Consider the following 17,397-nt stretch of genomic DNA (forward strand, 5'->3'; position numbering starts at 1 on the left):
TGAAGATGACATGAACCGAAAGTTCGCAAGGCATCACAAACATCACATATCCGAATTCGCTGGGCTGTCCATCTGGACATTCTGGCTACAGAATTTCTTGACGACCATAGAGCATTGGAACCACCTGATCCCATCCCGAACTCAGTAGTGAAACGATGCATCGCCGATGGTAGTGTGGGGTTTCCCCATGTGAGAGTAGGTCATCGTCAAGATTCATTTCGCAAAACCCCTATCTGCACATGCAGGTAGGGGTTTTGTCTTTAAGTAGAAGCTGTCGCTTCTCCTGGTTGGCTCACGAGCCCTCCAGTGGTGGTAAAAGGTGGTTGACAGTGTTTTTGAATACTGTATTATTCACCTCCCGCGACGAGAGATCGAAGCGAGTCAAGTGTCTGAAGTTAAACGAGTTTCTCGAAAATCTTCAAAATTAACGCTTGACAGGCTCTGAGGAAAGCGTAGAATGCGCGCCTCGGTTGAGACGAAACGCTCTTAACCAACCGCTCTTTAACAAATTGAATCAAGCAATTCGTGTGGGTGCTTGTGAGTACGGACTGATAGTCAAAAAGATTATCAGCATCACAAGTGGCCATGCGAGAAATCACATAGTCATTTGAGATTGCTGAGCCAAGTTTAGGGTTTCTTAAAAACCCAAGCAGTATTGAACTGAAGAGTTTGATCATGGCTCAGATTGAACGCTGGCGGCAGGCCTAACACATGCAAGTCGAGCGGATGACGGGAGCTTGCTCCTTGATTCAGCGGCGGACGGGTGAGTAATGCCTAGGAATCTGCCTGGTAGTGGGGGACAACGTTTCGAAAGGAACGCTAATACCGCATACGTCCTACGGGAGAAAGCAGGGGACCTTCGGGCCTTGCGCTATCAGATGAGCCTAGGTCGGATTAGCTTGTTGGTGAGGTAATGGCTCACCAAGGCGACGATCCGTAACTGGTCTGAGAGGATGATCAGTCACACTGGAACTGAGACACGGTCCAGACTCCTACGGGAGGCAGCAGTGGGGAATATTGGACAATGGGCGAAAGCCTGATCCAGCCATGCCGCGTGTGTGAAGAAGGTCTTCGGATTGTAAAGCACTTTAAGTTGGGAGGAAGGGCAGTAAGTTAATACCTTGCTGTTTTGACGTTACCGACAGAATAAGCACCGGCTAACTCTGTGCCAGCAGCCGCGGTAATACAGAGGGTGCAAGCGTTAATCGGAATTACTGGGCGTAAAGCGCGCGTAGGTGGTTTGTTAAGTTGGATGTGAAAGCCCCGGGCTCAACCTGGGAACTGCATCCAAAACTGGCAAGCTAGAGTACGGTAGAGGGTGGTGGAATTTCCTGTGTAGCGGTGAAATGCGTAGATATAGGAAGGAACACCAGTGGCGAAGGCGACCACCTGGACTGATACTGACACTGAGGTGCGAAAGCGTGGGGAGCAAACAGGATTAGATACCCTGGTAGTCCACGCCGTAAACGATGTCAACTAGCCGTTGGAATCCTTGAGATTTTAGTGGCGCAGCTAACGCATTAAGTTGACCGCCTGGGGAGTACGGCCGCAAGGTTAAAACTCAAATGAATTGACGGGGGCCCGCACAAGCGGTGGAGCATGTGGTTTAATTCGAAGCAACGCGAAGAACCTTACCAGGCCTTGACATGCAGAGAACTTTCCAGAGATGGATTGGTGCCTTCGGGAACTCTGACACAGGTGCTGCATGGCTGTCGTCAGCTCGTGTCGTGAGATGTTGGGTTAAGTCCCGTAACGAGCGCAACCCTTGTCCTTAGTTACCAGCACGTTATGGTGGGCACTCTAAGGAGACTGCCGGTGACAAACCGGAGGAAGGTGGGGATGACGTCAAGTCATCATGGCCCTTACGGCCTGGGCTACACACGTGCTACAATGGTCGGTACAGAGGGTTGCCAAGCCGCGAGGTGGAGCTAATCTCACAAAACCGATCGTAGTCCGGATCGCAGTCTGCAACTCGACTGCGTGAAGTCGGAATCGCTAGTAATCGCGAATCAGAATGTCGCGGTGAATACGTTCCCGGGCCTTGTACACACCGCCCGTCACACCATGGGAGTGGGTTGCACCAGAAGTAGCTAGTCTAACCTTCGGGAGGACGGTTACCACGGTGTGATTCATGACTGGGGTGAAGTCGTAACAAGGTAGCCGTAGGGGAACCTGCGGCTGGATCACCTCCTTAATCGACGACATCAGCCTGCTGATGAGCTCCCACACGAATTGCTTGATTCATTTGCTGATGAGAACTCAGAAATGAACATTCGTCGATGAATGTTGATTTCTGACTTTTGTCAGATCGTTCTTTAAAAATTCGGATATGTGATAGATATAGACTGACATGCACTTTCACTGGTGTGTGATCAGGCTAAGGTAAAATTTGTGAGTTCTGCTCTTAATTGAGCGAAATGCGAATTTTCGGCGAATGTCGTCTTCACAGTATAACCAGATTGCTTGGGGTTATATGGTCAAGTGAAGAAGCGCATACGGTGGATGCCTTGGCAGTCAGAGGCGATGAAAGACGTGGTAGCCTGCGATAAGCTTTGGGGAGTCGGCAAACAGACTGTGATCCAGAGATCTCTGAATGGGGGAACCCACTCAGCATAAGCTGAGTATCTTGTACTGAATACATAGGTGCAAGAGGCGAACCAGGGGAACTGAAACATCTAAGTACCCTGAGGAAAAGAAATCAACCGAGATTCCCTTAGTAGTGGCGAGCGAACGGGGACCAGCCCTTAAGTTGATTTGAGATTAGTGGAACGCTCTGGAAAGTGCGGCCATAGTGGGTGATAGCCCCGTACACGAAAATCTCTTATCAATGAAATCGAGTAGGACGGAGCACGAGAAACTTTGTCTGAATATGGGGGGACCATCCTCCAAGGCTAAATACTACTGACTGACCGATAGTGAACCAGTACCGTGAGGGAAAGGCGAAAAGAACCCCGGAGAGGGGAGTGAAATAGAACCTGAAACCGTATGCGTACAAGCAGTGGGAGCCTACTTTGTTAGGTGACTGCGTACCTTTTGTATAATGGGTCAGCGACTTATATTCAGTGGCGAGCTTAACCGAATAGGGGAGGCGTAGCGAAAGCGAGTCTTAATAGGGCGTTTAGTCGCTGGGTATAGACCCGAAACCGGGCGATCTATCCATGGGCAGGTTGAAGGTTAGGTAACACTGACTGGAGGACCGAACCGACTACCGTTGAAAAGTTAGCGGATGACCTGTGGATCGGAGTGAAAGGCTAATCAAGCTCGGAGATAGCTGGTTCTCCTCGAAAGCTATTTAGGTAGCGCCTCATGTATCACTGTAGGGGGTAGAGCACTGTTTCGGCTAGGGGGTCATCCCGACTTACCAAACCGATGCAAACTCCGAATACCTACAAGTGCCGAGCATGGGAGACACACGGCGGGTGCTAACGTCCGTCGTGAAAAGGGAAACAACCCAGACCGTCAGCTAAGGTCCCAAAGTCATGGTTAAGTGGGAAACGATGTGGGAAGGCTTAGACAGCTAGGAGGTTGGCTTAGAAGCAGCCACCCTTTAAAGAAAGCGTAATAGCTCACTAGTCGAGTCGGCCTGCGCGGAAGATGTAACGGGGCTCAAACCATGCACCGAAGCTACGGGTATCACCTTTTGGTGATGCGGTAGAGGAGCGTTCTGTAAGCCTGTGAAGGTGAGTTGAGAAGCTTGCTGGAGGTATCAGAAGTGCGAATGCTGACATGAGTAACGACAATGCGAGTGAAAAACTCGCACGCCGAAAGACCAAGGTTTCCTGCGCAACGTTAATCGACGCAGGGTTAGTCGGTCCCTAAGGCGAGGCTGAAAAGCGTAGTCGATGGAAAACAGGTTAATATTCCTGTACTTCCAGTTATTGCGATGGAGGGACGGAGAAGGTTAGGCCAGCCTGGCGTTGGTTGTCCAGGTTTAAGGTGGTAGGCTGAAATCTTAGGCAAATCCGGGATTTCAAGGCCGAGAGCTGATGACGAGTTGCCTTTAGGCGACGAAGTGGTTGATACCATGCTTCCAAGAAAAGCTCCTAAGCTTCAGATAACTGGGAACCGTACCCCAAACCGACACAGGTGGTTAGGTAGAGAATACCAAGGCGCTTGAGAGAACTCGGGTGAAGGAACTAGGCAAAATGGCACCGTAACTTCGGGAGAAGGTGCGCCGGCGAGGGTGAAGGACTTGCTCCGTAAGCTCATGCCGGTCGAAGATACCAGGCCGCTGCGACTGTTTATTAAAAACACAGCACTCTGCAAACACGAAAGTGGACGTATAGGGTGTGACGCCTGCCCGGTGCCGGAAGGTTAATTGATGGGGTTAGCGCAAGCGAAGCTCTTGATCGAAGCCCCGGTAAACGGCGGCCGTAACTATAACGGTCCTAAGGTAGCGAAATTCCTTGTCGGGTAAGTTCCGACCTGCACGAATGGCGTAACGATGGCGGCGCTGTCTCCACCCGAGACTCAGTGAAATTGAAATCGCTGTGAAGATGCAGTGTATCCGCGGCTAGACGGAAAGACCCCGTGAACCTTTACTATAGCTTTGCACTGGACTTTGAATTTGCTTGTGTAGGATAGGTGGGAGGCTTTGAAGTGGGGACGCCAGTTCTCATGGAGCCATCCTTGAAATACCACCCTGGCAACTTTGAGGTTCTAACTCAGGTCCGTTATCCGGATCGAGGACAGTGTATGGTGGGTAGTTTGACTGGGGCGGTCTCCTCCCAAAGAGTAACGGAGGAGTACGAAGGTGCGCTCAGACCGGTCGGAAATCGGTCGTAGAGTATAAAGGCAAAAGCGCGCTTGACTGCGAGACAAACACGTCGAGCAGGTACGAAAGTAGGTCTTAGTGATCCGGTGGTTCTGTATGGAAGGGCCATCGCTCAACGGATAAAAGGTACTCCGGGGATAACAGGCTGATACCGCCCAAGAGTTCATATCGACGGCGGTGTTTGGCACCTCGATGTCGGCTCATCACATCCTGGGGCTGAAGCCGGTCCCAAGGGTATGGCTGTTCGCCATTTAAAGTGGTACGCGAGCTGGGTTTAGAACGTCGTGAGACAGTTCGGTCCCTATCTGCCGTGGACGTTTGAGATTTGAGAGGGGCTGCTCCTAGTACGAGAGGACCGGAGTGGACGAACCTCTGGTGTTCCGGTTGTCACGCCAGTGGCATTGCCGGGTAGCTATGTTCGGAAGAGATAACCGCTGAAAGCATCTAAGCGGGAAACTTGCCTCAAGATGAGATCTCACTGGGATCTTGAATCCCCTAAAGGGCCGTCGAAGACTACGACGTTGATAGGTTGGGTGTGTAAGCGCTGTGAGGCGTTGAGCTAACCAATACTAATTGCCCGTGAGGCTTGACCATATAACACCCAAGCAATTTGCTGACGCAGATTGCGGTGGTGAAGATGACATGAACCGAAAGTTCGCAAGGCATCACAAACATCACATATCCGAATTCGCTGGGCTGTCCATCTGGACATTCTGGCTACAGAATTTCTTGACGACCATAGAGCATTGGAACCACCTGATCCCATCCCGAACTCAGTAGTGAAACGATGCATCGCCGATGGTAGTGTGGGGTTTCCCCATGTGAGAGTAGGTCATCGTCAAGATTCATTTCGCAAAACCCCTATCTGCACATGCAGGTAGGGGTTTTGTCTTTAAGTAGGAACTACAGAGATTCGCAGGCACGTTCGAGTGACGGGCCAGCACACAGAATTTCTTGACGACCATAGAGCATTGGAACCACCTGATCCCATCCCGAACTCAGCAGTGAAACGATGCATCGCCGATGGTAGTGTGGGGTTTCCCCATGTGAGAGTAGGTCATCGTCAAGATTCAAACCCAAAGCCCCTGTCTGCAATGCAGACAGGGGCTTTGTCTTTTCAGGTACAGGGGCTGTGGTGAAAGTGCCAAACAGCCCTGGCCATCTGCCTAGAACTGATAACTCACGGTTGCACTCACATTGCGCTCTTCACCCATGTAGCAGTAGTTCAGGCTGGCACATGAAGTGATGTAGCTTTCATTGGTGAGGTTATTGGCATTCAGGCGCACATCTAAACCGGTCAGGCCGACCTTGCCCAGGTCATAGCCCACGGAAGCATCGAACAGCGTGTAGGAGGGCACCTTCATGCTGTTTTCCGCATCCACCCAGCTGTAGCCCACATAACGCACGCCGCCGCCCAGCCGCAGGCCATCCAGGGCCCCTTGGTGGAAGTTGTAGTCAGCCCATAGCGATAGCATCTGCTTTGGCGCCTGAGTCGGCGAGTTGCCCTTGTTGTCCAGGTTACCCGACACCAGGCTCGGCATCGACTTGGAATACTCGATATCAGTAAAGGTGTAGCCACCCAGCAGCTTCAGGCTGTCGCTGAGCTGCACATGTGCCTCCAGCTCCAGGCCCTGCGAGCGCACTTGACCTACAGCGCGATAGAAGTCTTCGTTCGGTTGTTTCGACGCCAGGTTCTCTTGCTCGATGCGGAATACCGACGCGGTGAACAAATTGTCGCTGCCGCCGGGTTGATACTTGATGCCCGCCTCCCACTGCGTACCCTCGGTAGGTGCCAGAGGCCGGCCATCCTGATCGGAGACGGTATTCGGGTTGAATGACTCCGAGTAACTGACATAGGGCGCAATGCCATTTTCGAACAGGTAAAGCACGCCGGCACGCGTTGTGAACTTCGAGCGCTGGTCATTCACCTTGGGATCACTGTCACGGTTCTGTTCGGACACCTTCACCCAGTCCTGACGCAGCCCCAGGGAAAAGCGCCACTGATCAAGCTCCACCAGATCCTGCAGGTATACCCCCGTTTGCTGCAAACGGCGCTGATAGCGGTTTTCTCCCAGCAGCTGCAGGTTGCCATTACCGTACTGCGGGTTGCCGGCGTCCAACGGGTTTACGGTACCGTAACGCCATTCAACGTCAGCTTTGCGCCGCTGGTAGTCCGTGCCCATTAGCAGGGTGTGCTTGGCGGCGCCGGTGAAGAATTCTGCCTGCAGCATGTTATCGATGATGTACGAGTGCAGCCGCTCGTCGCCGCCGGTGTAGGCGCGGTTAAGGATATTGCTTTCGGCATCTGCCCAACCGGCGGAATAAACCTGGTCCATCGACACATCGGAATCCTGGTAACGGAAGTTCTGCCGAGCGGTGAAGATGTCATTGAAGCGGTGCTCGAACTGATAGCTGAACGACTGTTGCGTGCGTTCGTAGCTGTCGATACCCGTTTCGCCTTCAAAGAAGTGATCGGAAAGGCGCAAGCCATTACGCGGGTGCAGCATGCCGTCTGCCGGGTTACCGCCGTGGTAGCCGCCGTTGGGGTCGTGCTGCAGATAGGCCTGCAAGGTCAGCGAAGTATCTTCGCTGAAGTCCACGCTGATCGCGGGAGCAATGGCGTAGCGTTCTTCCTTGTTGTGGTCGAACTGCGTATCAGAGGCATCCGCCAGGCCCGTCAGGCGATAGGCGATACGCTGGTCTTCATCCACCGGGCCGCTGAAATCGAAGCCCATGCCGCGCTGGCCCTGGGTGCCGACCGTAGCTTGTACCTGATGGTAGGCGGAAAACAGCGGTTTCTTGGTGGTCAACGCGACCAGCCCACCTGGTGAGCTGCGGCCGTACAGAACCGAGGACGGCCCCTTGAGGATGTCGATGCGCTCCAGGAAATACGGGTCCACCTGCATGGTGCTGTAGGTGCCGTTGTCGCCCATGGATTTGAGCCCGTCGACGTAGATGTTGTCTACCGAGCCGTCGTTGAAGCCGCGCATCGCCACATAGTCATAGCGGTGCGTGGCACCGTAGGGGTTGGTTAGCACCCCGGGTGTATATCGCATGGCCTGGGCGACGGTCTGTGACCCTTGGTCGTCGATCTGCTGGCGGGTCACCACAGACACCGATTGCGATGTTTCCACAAGCGGCATGCTGGTCTTGGTCGCCACTTGGCTGTGGGTCGCGTTATAGCCCTCGGTGCTACCCAGCGCATTACCCAGGCTGAAACCGCGGACGTCGGTGTCTGGTAACGACAACGCTGCGTCCAGCGGCTGCGCTTGCAACACGTAGCTGTGCCCCCCTTGGCTGACAGCTCGCAAACCACTGCCATTGAGGAGTTGGCGCAGAGCCTGTTCGGTGGCGTATTGCCCATTGAGGCCACTGGACTGCAAACCGTTGGTGAGCTGCGGCGTGCTCGACAGTGTGATGCCGGCTTGGCGGGCGAACTGGCTGAGCACATCGTCCAGCTGGCCTGCAGGTATGGAATAGTGCTGGCTGACCTGGGCTGTTTCCGCCGCCATGGCGGCCAGTGGAATAGTACTCAGGCCCAGGGCCGTGCCAAGTACAGCTGCCCGCACTGCATTGCGTAACAATGCTGAGTGCAAGACAGGTCGAAAATCATTCGCGTTGAGTGTGCATACGTGCACGGTGTCGTTAGACATGTTCAAGTCCGTAGGGCTGTTGAGGGCGGAAGGTGTTGCTTACTGTCCTAGCCGGACTTCCATTCAAAACCCGCCAAAATACCTGGCACCGCCCTACGGCCACACCTGCATGTGCCGCCTGCTCAAGCCAGGCTTTCCACGCGGACCCACCAGCGTGTGCGTTGGCGCAGCCTCACTGGCAGCGTCTGGGGGAGTAGCTGCAGCAAAAGCTCCGGGTCTTCAAGGCGGAAGACCCCTGAGAGGCGCAAGCCGGCAACCGCTTCGCTGCAACCCAGGTAACCACGGCGATAGCGGCTGACCTGCGCGAGGAAGTCCGCCAGGCGCATGTCCCGGGTAACGATCAGTCCCTCGCTCCAGGCCATTGCGTCCATGTCCACGTGCTGCAGACGCTGCGCACCCTGTGCGTCCAGGCGCCAGTTCTGGCCGCTTTCGATCCACTGCAGCGGGCCGGTACCAGGCTGGTGGATCGCTACCCTGCCAGTGCCGACGCTGACGTGCGTACAGTCGCTGTCCTGGCGTACCACGAAGTGCCCGGCAAACCCTTCAAGCAAGGCATCGCGGCTTTGTACCAGCAGAGGGCGCTGCGCCGTGGTTGCCTGGCCGCAGGTAATCATCATTTCCCCCTGCTTCAGGCGAACCAGTCGCTGCTGTTCGTCGAAGGCCAGGTCTACGGCGCTGTCTGTATTGAGTTGCATCAGAGTGCCATCTGGCAGCGTGAAGCTGCGGCGTTCACCCATGCTCGTGGCGTAGTCGGCGGTCCAGTAGCTGAGCCCATCCAGGTCTCGGGCCAGCCATGCCGCTGCGCCGACCATGGCCGTGCCACCCAGCAGTTTCAGCGCCTGGCGACGGTGCAGCCGACGCTGGCTGGTTTCAAGGGTCTGCAAGGCCAAACCGGCACCGGGAATGCCGCGCAGGTCGAGATCCTGGTGCACCTGCATCACCCGTTGCCAGGCTTGCTCATGCTCTTGGCGAGCCGCGCGCCACTGCACGCATTGCTGTTGCAGGGCGGCATCGTGCCCGTTCTCGCGCAGCCTCAACATCCAGTGAATGGCCTGCTTGACCGCTTGTGTTCCGGGTTGTGCAGCAGCCATGGCGTCAGCATTCATCCTGATAGCGCAGCACGTAGCAGTGGTAGAGCGCATCGGCGATGTAGCGCTCCACGGTACGCACGGAGATACCCATCTGGTCAGCGATGACCTGGTGCTTCAGCCCCTCGCACTGGGCGAGCAGGAAAGCCCGGCGCACCTTGGGTTTCAGGCCATCGAGCATGCGCGCGATGCGCTCCAGCAACTCCAGCAACAGTTCGCGGGTTTCAGCCGCAGGCGCCAATGCTTCTGGCAGATGGGACAAGGCCTCGAGGTACGCCTTGTGTAGCTCCTCGCGACGCCAATGATCGATCACCAGCCCGCGTGCAACTTTGCGCAGAAACGCACGTGGCGTGTTCAAGTGCAGTTGCTCACGGCGCTGTAACAGGCGAACGAAGGTGTCCTGGGCCAGGTCGGCAGCATCAGCGGCGTTGCCCAGCTGGCTGCGCAGCCAGGCATGCAGCCAGCCGTGGTGGTCACTGTAAAGCGTTTGCACGGAGTCGTCGCTGGGCATGGGCGAGGTATCAACAATGGGCATTAATGATAATTAGTCTCATTGTTGGCGGCGGCGCCATAATTTGCAACCTGTGCGTTTTCCAGCGGCCCATTGGCGGACGCACACTAGTGTCGCGGTTGGCCATCCAGGTATTTGCGGATCACCCTTGCGCCGCTGTTCAGGTGTCGCTCCAGCACGGCAATGGCTTCTTCGACGTGCTTGTCACTGGCTGCGTTGACCAATGCGTTGTGATCATCCTGGGTGAGCTTGCCCAGCCCCATGGAGGAGAGGTGGAAGCGCAAAAAGCGTTCCTCCTCGTTGAGCTCGTCTTCGATCAGGCGTAGCAACTTCTTGTTTTTTGCCTTGCTGTACAAGGCCATGTGCAACAAACGGTTTAGCCGGCCGATTTCAGCGTGGCGGGTTTCATTCTCCAACTGCTGGATGTAGCCGCGTGCCTGGGCGATGTCGCTGGGCTCCAGCAACGGGATGGACTGGCGTAGCGCCTCGCTCTCAAGCAGTATGCGCAGCGCGTAGGTGTCTACCGCGTCCTCGCCGATCAAGGACGCAACCACGGCGCCCTTGTGCATTTCCACTTTCAGCAGTGATTGCGCTTCCAGCTGGCGCAAGGCTTCGCGTACAGGCATGCGGCTCACCCCGAACAAGCTGGCCAGCTCTTGCTGGCGCACGGCGGTGCCAGGGGGCAAGCGACCGTCGAGAATGGCACTGCGCAGGCGTTCTTCGATCACGCCACGAGCCTGGTGCGGCAACAGTTGCTCGCTGGCCAACACATTGCTCAGTTTGAGTTTCTCGGCCACGTAAAGCCTGCCTTAACGATGACTAAAGTTGGATCCAATTACACTAGTAACTGCCTGTCAGGGTGTCAAACTCGGTCGATAGCGCCAGTAGCACCCCACAAGGCGCGGCTATGGTGGATGAAGTCGCCTGCCAAAGGAAGCAGCCTATAAAAGGATATAGTCATAAAGAGGGTGCAAGCTGACCAGCGGGTGGATGATTGCAGGGTGCCATTGTCTTTTGCCTTGGCAAGCCCCACCATCGCTGCTTTCGACTGGCCTGAACAGGGCTTCGCAGTGGCGATATCCTGGATGCTCAAACGCCTTGTGCGACCTGCCTTCCTTGCCGTGCTGCTGGGCGGTCTGCTGCTGGGCGGCTTGCACGCGGATTGGGACTTTTCCCAGATCAGCCGCAAGTCCCAGGCTTTGTATGGCCCGCTGGGCGCGGGGCAGGGTCGTATCGACGCCTGGCAGCGCCTGATGGCAACGCAGGCCCAAGGCAGCGAGCTGGAACGGTTGCAGGTGGTGAACCGCTTTTTCAACCAGCAACTGCGTTATGTCGAGGACATCGACCTGTGGCAGGAGGTCGATTACTGGGCCACACCGGTGCAGGCACTCATCAAAGGGGCCGGTGACTGCGAGGACTACGCCATAGCCAAGTATTTCAGCTTGCGGCGCATGGGTATTGCCAGCGAAAAGCTGCGTATCACCTACGTCAAGGCGTTGCGGCAGAACCGAGCGCACATGGTCCTGACCTATTATTCAAGCCCACAGGCCCAGCCATTGGTCCTCGATAGCCTGATGGACGCCATCAAACCTGCCAGCCAACGAACCGACCTGTTGCCGGTCTATGCCTTCAATGGCGAGGGGTTGTGGCTGACGGGGGCCGCAGGCAACAAAAAGGTCGGTGATACCAAGCGGCTTTCCCGCTGGCAGGATTTGCTGAAGAAAATGCAGGCCGAAGGCTTCCCGGCCGAACCGGTCTATTGAAGGAGCACAGATGTCACTGTTCAAACAATTGCTGTTGGCCATTTGCCTGTTCCTGGTGGTCGCCTTCAGTGGCAGTTTCATGGTCAGCCTGGAAAGCTCACGCAGCCAGTATGTCAACCAGCTGCGCTCGCATGCCCAGGATGCGGCGACCGCGCTGGCGCTGTCGCTGACGCCGAACATCGACGACCCGGCGATGGTCGAGCTGATGGTCAGCTCAATCTTCGACAGTGGTTACTACGCAAGCATCAAAGTTGTCGACTTGGGCTCAAATGCGGTACTGGTGGAGCGCCACGCCGAGCCGGACCCCGGCGGCGTGCCACAGTGGTTCGTGCGCTTGATTGGCCTTGAGGCCGCAGGTGGCGATGCCATCGTCAGCCGCGGCTGGCAGCAGGCCGCGCGCGTCGAAGTGGTCAGCCATCCGATGTTCGCCATCGCCAAACTTTGGCAGAGCGCTCTGGGCAGCTTGGGTTGGCTGCTGTTGTGTGGTGCCGCCAGTGCCGTGCTCGGTGCCTTGTTATTGCGCCGCCAGCTGCGCCCGCTGGACTATATGGTCGAGCAGTCCCATGCCATTGCCCGCCGCGAATTCCTGAGCCTGCCAGAGCTGCCGCGTACCCCGGAGCTGCGCCGGGTCGTGCAGGCCATGAACCAGATGGTTGAAAAGCTCAAGGCGCTGTTTACCGAACAGGCCGAGCGCAGTGAGCGGCTGCGGGCAGAGTCCTACCAGGACAGCCTCACCGGGCTGTCCAACCGCCGTTATTTCGAGATGCAGCTGAACACCCGGGTCAGTAATCTGGAAGAGGCCCGCGCCGGCTACTTGCTGCTCTTGCGGGTACAAGGCCTGGCCGGTTTGAACGCCCGCCTGGGCGGTCAGCGCACCGACCAGTTGCTACAGGCGGTGGGGGAGCAGTTGCGCCGTACCTGTGCCAGTTTCCCGGAAACCAAAGACCTGATTTCCCGCAGCCGCGGCGGCGAGTTCGCCGTATTGGCGCCGAGCATGGTGCATGAAGAGGCGGTACAGCTTGCCCAGGCGCTGGAAGCGACCCTGCTCAGCCTGCATGAAACCGGCGCCAGTGATGTTCACCCGGTGGCCTGCATCGGCCTTGCACCCTATAGCCCTGGTGACGCGCCACAGGCGCTGCTCAAGCTCGCCGACGAAGCCCTGGCCCGCGCCGAGAACCAGCCAACCCCTGGGTGGGTGTGCCTTGAACAAGGCGTTGCCGCCGTAGCAGCGGACAGCCAGCATGCGTGGCACGAGCGCCTGGACCAGGCTTTCAACAATGGCCGCTTCGAGTTGTTCTTCCAACCGGTGGTGGACACCGCCACAGCGCAACGGGTACTGCACCACAAGGTGATTTCGCGGTTGCAGGACGGGCAGGGCGAGGCCTTGCCCGCAGGGCGCTTCCTGCCTTGGCTGGAACGCTTTGGCTGGATGCCGCGGCTGGACGTACTGGTACTGGAGAAAGTACTGGCCCACCTGCGCGGGCACGATCAGGTGGTGGCGCTCAACCTCTCCGCAGCCACCCTTGGCGACGCCAAGGCGCTGCAGCGGGTCTTCGAGCTGCTAGGCCAGAACGCAGCATTGGGCCCGCGCCTGGTGTTTGAAATCGGCGAAGAGCAACTGCCTGACCAGGCCGCCCTGGAACAGCTCACCCGGCGGCTGCACGGGCTAGGCTTCGGCCTGGCGCTGCAGCGTTTCGGCGGGCGCTTCAGCATGATTGGCAACTTGGCCCATCTGGGCTTGGCCTACCTCAAGATCGACGGCAGCTACATCCGTAACATCGACCACGAGCAGCACAAGCGGCTGTTCATCGAAGCGATCCAGCGGGCCGCGCACAGCATTGATTTGCCATTGATCGCAGAACGGGTCGAGACCGAAGGGGAGCGCAAGGTACTGCAGGAGATGGGCGTAGGCGGAATACAGGGGCAGCTGGTTGGCGAGCCTGCGCCCTGGCGCTGATCGCATCAGGGAGGGAGCAGCCTGGTGTTGTGAAAGGGCCGCAGTGCGGCCCCTGTCGCGACGCAAGGCCGCTCTTGCTGTTAGCCCTCACAGCCCTTGATCAGCGCTCGCGCAGTGCTTCCGAACGTGCCTTCATGATCGGCTTGAGCAGGTAGCTCATGATGGTCTTCTTGCCGGTCATGATATCCACCGTTGCCACCATGCCTGGGATGATCAGCAGGGGCTTCTCATCGGTGCCCAGGTGGCTGCGATCAGTGCGCAGCTTGATCAGGTAGTACGTGGTCTTCTTGTCTTCATCTGTGATGGTGTCGGCACCGATCTGCTCCAGCTTGGCCTTGAGCCCGCCATAGATGGTGTAGTCATAGGCTGTGAATTTGACTGTGGCTTCCTGGCCAGGGTGCAGGAATGCGATGTCCTTGGGCAGGATCTTCGCCTCGATCACCAGCGTGTCGTCCAGCGGTACCACTTCGATGATGTCGCTACCTGGCTGGATAACCCCGCCAATGGTGTTCACCAGCAGCTGCTTGACGATACCTCGCACGGGCGAGGTCACCAGCGTGCGGTTTACCCGGTCGTCCAGCGCTTTGCTGGTTGCGGTGGCCTTGTTCAGCTCGGTGCGCGCTTCGTTCAACTGGGTCAGCGCTTCACTGCGGAACTTGCCGCGGGTCTCTTCGATCTTGCTCTGCACCTCGCGGATGGCCGCCTCTGCGCGAGGAATGGCCAGTGCCGTGGAGTCCAGCTGACCACGGTTTTCCACTTCGGCACGGCGCAGGCGCAGCACCTCGACCTGGGAAATCGCGCCGGTGGCCACCAGCGGTTCAGACATGCTGATTTCCTTGCGCAGCAACTCCAGGCTGTTGGCGTACTGGGCGCGCTTGGAGCTGTATTCGCGCAGTTCCTGCTGGCGCTGGACCAACTGCTGCTGCAAGCCGCCAATCTCGTCCTGCAGCTGCTGGCGCCGGCTCTGGTACAGCGACTCTTCGCTGGCAGCCTGGCTGGGTGCCGCCTTGCGCAAGGCTTCGTCGATTTTCAGTGGGCTGTCCTGCACCTCTGCACTCAGGCGCTCGACACGCAGGGCCATGGCCAGTCGGTCGGCCTCGGTTTCACCCACGTTGGAGGCGAAGCGGGTTTCATCCAGACGCAATAGCGGCTGGCCCACTTCGACAATCTGCCCTTCCTTGGCGAAGATCTCGGCGACGATGCCACCCTCCAGGTTCTGGATTTTCTGCACCTTGGACGACGGAATGGCCTTGCCTTCACCCCGGGTGACCTCGTCAATGGGGGCCACGCTGGCCCACACGATCAGGAACACGAAAAACAGGATGACGCCCCAGATAGTCAGCCGCACCACCCGTGGGGCATCCTCGATCAGGGCCTTGTTGACCTCTGGCAGCGGTTGGCCGCCCAGTGACTCGGAGCCTTTGAAATAGCGCCGCAAGCTATCCTTGAACTGCCCGATATCCAGCTTATGCAACACTGATCTGCCCCTTCTTCAGCGCGTCCATGACCGCGGCTTTCGGGCCGTCGGCGACAATCTGCCCGCGATCGATCACGATCAAGCGGTCTACCAGCGACAGCAGCGAGGCACGGTGGGTGACGAGCAGTACTGTCTTGCCTTCCACCACCGCCTGCAAACGTTGCTTGAGGCGCTCTTCACCGGTGTTGTCCATGGCACTGGTGGGTTCGTCCAGCAGCAGGATCTGCGGGTTGAGCAGCAGCGCACGGCCCAGGGCAACGTTCTGCCGCTGACCGCCGGACAAGTTCTGCCCGCGTTCGCCTACCTGCAGCTCATAGCCGTCCGGGTGCAGCCGGGCGAATTCATGTACGCCAGCCAGTTCAGCGGCCTGCAGGATCAGTTCGTCCTCGATGTAACGCGCACCGCTGACCAAGTTGTCACGCAGGGTGCCCGCCAGCAGTTGGATATCCTGCGGGACGTAGCCGACGTTATGGCGCAATTCGCTGACGTCGATCTGGCGGATGTCCACACCGTCCACCAGCAGCGACCCGCCGTCGGCCTCGTACAGGCCGACGATGAGCTTGGCCAGTGAGCTCTTGCCCGAACCACTGCGGCCGATGATGCCGACCTTCTCGCCGGGGCGTATGGTCAGGTTGATGTTCTTCAGCGCCATGTTCTGCTGGTTCGGGTAGGTGAAGTCGACCCCACGAAACTCCACGCTGCCCTGCAGTACCTTGCGGCTCAGTGGGCGCTCTTCGAAATTGCGCTCCTGCGGCAGCTCCATCATGTGGTCCGTGGAGACCATGGTCACCTTGGCTTGCTGGTATCGCGCGAGCAGGCCGTTGAGCTGGCCCAGCGGGCCCAGGGCACGGCCGCTGAGCATGTAGCACGCTACCAGGCCACCCATGCTGAGGTTGCCGTCGATGATCAGGTACACGCCGACGCAGATCATTGCCACGCCTGCCAACTGCTGTATCAGCAGGGTGATGTTCATCGCCAGGCTCGACAGCACCTTCACACGCAGCTCCAGACGGCTGAGGGTGCCAAGGGTCTGCTCCCACATGTATTGGCGTTCGCTTTCGGCATTGTTGACCTTGACCGCATCCAGGCCGGCCAATGTCTCGATCAGGCTGGACTGGCGCTCAGAGGCTAGCGCCATGGTTCGCTCCATGGTTGCCATCAACGGCCGCTGCAGGGCATAGCCGATACCCAGGGCCAGGGGGAAGGCGATGATCGGAATCCATACGAGGTGCCCGCCAATGATGGCGATCACGATCAGGATCAGGATCGTGAAGGGCAGGTCGATCAGGCTGGTCAGGGTCAGCGAGGCAAGGAAGTCGCGTAGGCCCTGGAACTCGTGAATGTTCTGGGCAAAGCTGCCGACCCTCGCCGGCCGGTATTTCATCGACATGCCGACAATACGTTCAAACAGCGTTGCCGAGATGATCAGGTCGGTTTTCTTGCCGGCCAGGTCCAGGCACAGGCCGCGCAGGCCTTTGAGAATCAAATCGAAGATATAGGCGCCGGCGATACCGATGGCCAATACCCAGAGCGTCGAAGTAGCTTGGTTGGGTACCACCCTGTCATACACGTTCATCACGAACAGCGGGGCGGCAAGGGCAATCAGGTTGATCACCAGGCTGGCGGCGATGGCATCGATGTACAGCCACTTGCTGCGCAACAGCGTGTCGCGGAACCACGACTTCGCCCGCGGGATCAGGTTGCCGTGGTTGACGTCGAACTTGTGCTGCGGCTGTGCGAAGAACACACGGCCGCTGTAGTCGCCGAGCAGGGCTTCGCGGCTGACGTGCACCTCGCCGCCGTCGCTTTCGCTAAGCAACAGGCGGGCGGTATCTTCGTTCTCCCAGCCCAGCAGAACGGCGCTGCGGCCCTCCTTGAGCAGCAGCATGGCCGGCATGGCTATAGTCGGGATCTGCTCAAGTTTGCGCTGCAGCAGGCGCCCTTGCAGGCCGGCGCGGGCGGCGGCGCGGGGCAGCAGCTCGGGGCTCAGGCGCTGGGCGGGCAGCGGCAGGCCTGTGGTCAGCATCACCCGGCTGGCGGGTTTCTGGTGCAGGACACACAGGCTCAGCAGACTATCCAGCAACGGATCGTCATGCTGACTGCGTGGATCGTGGCTGAGTTGGACTCGACTGACTTCGGATTCCACGCGGCGCTCTCTTCATCCTTGTGGTGGG

8 protein-coding genes and 5 rRNA genes are annotated in these 17,397 nt (G+C 57.8%); 7 read left to right on the forward strand and 6 right to left on the reverse strand.

Annotated features, from left to right (window positions below; all coding sequences use genetic code 11):
* The first annotated feature begins 96 nt into the window (after positions 1 to 96).
* The 5 genes from rrf (AACG97_RS01230) to rrf (AACG97_RS01250) all read left to right on the forward strand — a co-directional run bounded on the left by rrf (AACG97_RS01230) (position 97) and on the right by rrf (AACG97_RS01250) (position 5,843).
* Positions 97 to 212, forward strand: a 5S ribosomal RNA gene (rrf, locus tag AACG97_RS01230).
* A 445-nt stretch (positions 213 to 657) separates the two neighbouring features.
* Positions 658 to 2,194, forward strand: a 16S ribosomal RNA gene (locus AACG97_RS01235).
* Between the two features lie 281 nt (positions 2,195 to 2,475).
* Positions 2,476 to 5,368, forward strand: a 23S ribosomal RNA gene (locus tag AACG97_RS01240).
* A 134-nt stretch (positions 5,369 to 5,502) separates the two neighbouring features.
* Positions 5,503 to 5,618, forward strand: a 5S ribosomal RNA gene (gene rrf, locus AACG97_RS01245).
* A 109-nt stretch (positions 5,619 to 5,727) separates the two neighbouring features.
* Positions 5,728 to 5,843: ribosomal RNA gene (rrf, locus tag AACG97_RS01250) — 5S ribosomal RNA — on the forward strand.
* The 16S, 23S and 5S rRNA genes sit together here, the layout of an rRNA operon.
* Positions 5,844 to 5,940: 97 nt before the next feature.
* Here the strand turns inward: rrf (AACG97_RS01250) and AACG97_RS01255 are convergent.
* The 4 genes from AACG97_RS01255 to AACG97_RS01270 all read right to left on the reverse strand — a co-directional run bounded on the left by AACG97_RS01255 (position 5,941) and on the right by AACG97_RS01270 (position 10,823).
* Positions 5,941 to 8,427, reverse strand: coding sequence for a TonB-dependent siderophore receptor (locus AACG97_RS01255; protein WP_225786165.1), 2,487 nt, complete (start codon positions 8,425 to 8,427; stop codon positions 5,941 to 5,943).
* Between the two features lie 122 nt (positions 8,428 to 8,549).
* On the reverse strand, positions 8,550 to 9,518 hold the full coding sequence (locus tag AACG97_RS01260) for a FecR domain-containing protein (RefSeq protein WP_115293217.1): 969 nt from the start codon (positions 9,516 to 9,518) through the stop codon (positions 8,550 to 8,552).
* A 4-nt stretch (positions 9,519 to 9,522) separates the two neighbouring features.
* Positions 9,523 to 10,026, reverse strand: a complete 504-nt coding sequence (locus tag AACG97_RS01265; protein ID WP_029886245.1) for a sigma-70 family RNA polymerase sigma factor — start codon at positions 10,024 to 10,026, stop codon at positions 9,523 to 9,525.
* Positions 10,027 to 10,133: 107 nt separating this feature from the next.
* Positions 10,134 to 10,823 (reverse strand): GntR family transcriptional regulator, encoded by a 690-nt coding sequence (locus tag AACG97_RS01270; protein WP_338463288.1) that lies wholly within the window; start codon positions 10,821 to 10,823, stop codon positions 10,134 to 10,136.
* A 204-nt stretch (positions 10,824 to 11,027) separates the two neighbouring features.
* On the opposite strand from AACG97_RS01270, the gene lapG reads away from it, so the two are divergent.
* Positions 11,028 to 11,789 carry a cysteine protease LapG gene (gene lapG, locus AACG97_RS01275; RefSeq protein ID WP_172828432.1) on the forward strand — a complete coding sequence of 254 codons (762 nt, stop codon included), beginning with the start codon at positions 11,028 to 11,030 and terminating at the stop codon, positions 11,787 to 11,789.
* Positions 11,790 to 11,799: 10 nt separating this feature from the next.
* Positions 11,800 to 13,746 (forward strand): cyclic di-GMP receptor LapD, encoded by a 1,947-nt coding sequence (lapD, locus tag AACG97_RS01280; RefSeq protein ID WP_009685657.1) that lies wholly within the window; start codon positions 11,800 to 11,802, stop codon positions 13,744 to 13,746.
* Positions 13,747 to 13,846: 100 nt separating this feature from the next.
* On the opposite strand, the gene AACG97_RS01285 is transcribed toward lapD, so the two are convergent.
* Positions 13,847 to 15,223, reverse strand: a complete 1,377-nt coding sequence (locus tag AACG97_RS01285) for an HlyD family type I secretion periplasmic adaptor subunit (protein ID WP_009685658.1) — start codon at positions 15,221 to 15,223, stop codon at positions 13,847 to 13,849.
* Entirely contained in the window at positions 15,213 to 17,369 is a 2,157-nt protein-coding gene (locus AACG97_RS01290; protein ID WP_029886243.1) for a type I secretion system permease/ATPase, read from the reverse strand. Before AACG97_RS01290 ends, AACG97_RS01285 begins: the two co-directional genes overlap by 11 nt.
* Positions 17,370 to 17,397 lie beyond the last annotated feature (28 nt).

The sequence above is a fragment of the Pseudomonas sp. Nvir genome (assembly GCF_963778085.1).
Classification (GTDB): Bacteria; Pseudomonadota; Gammaproteobacteria; order Pseudomonadales; family Pseudomonadaceae; genus Aquipseudomonas; species Aquipseudomonas juntendi.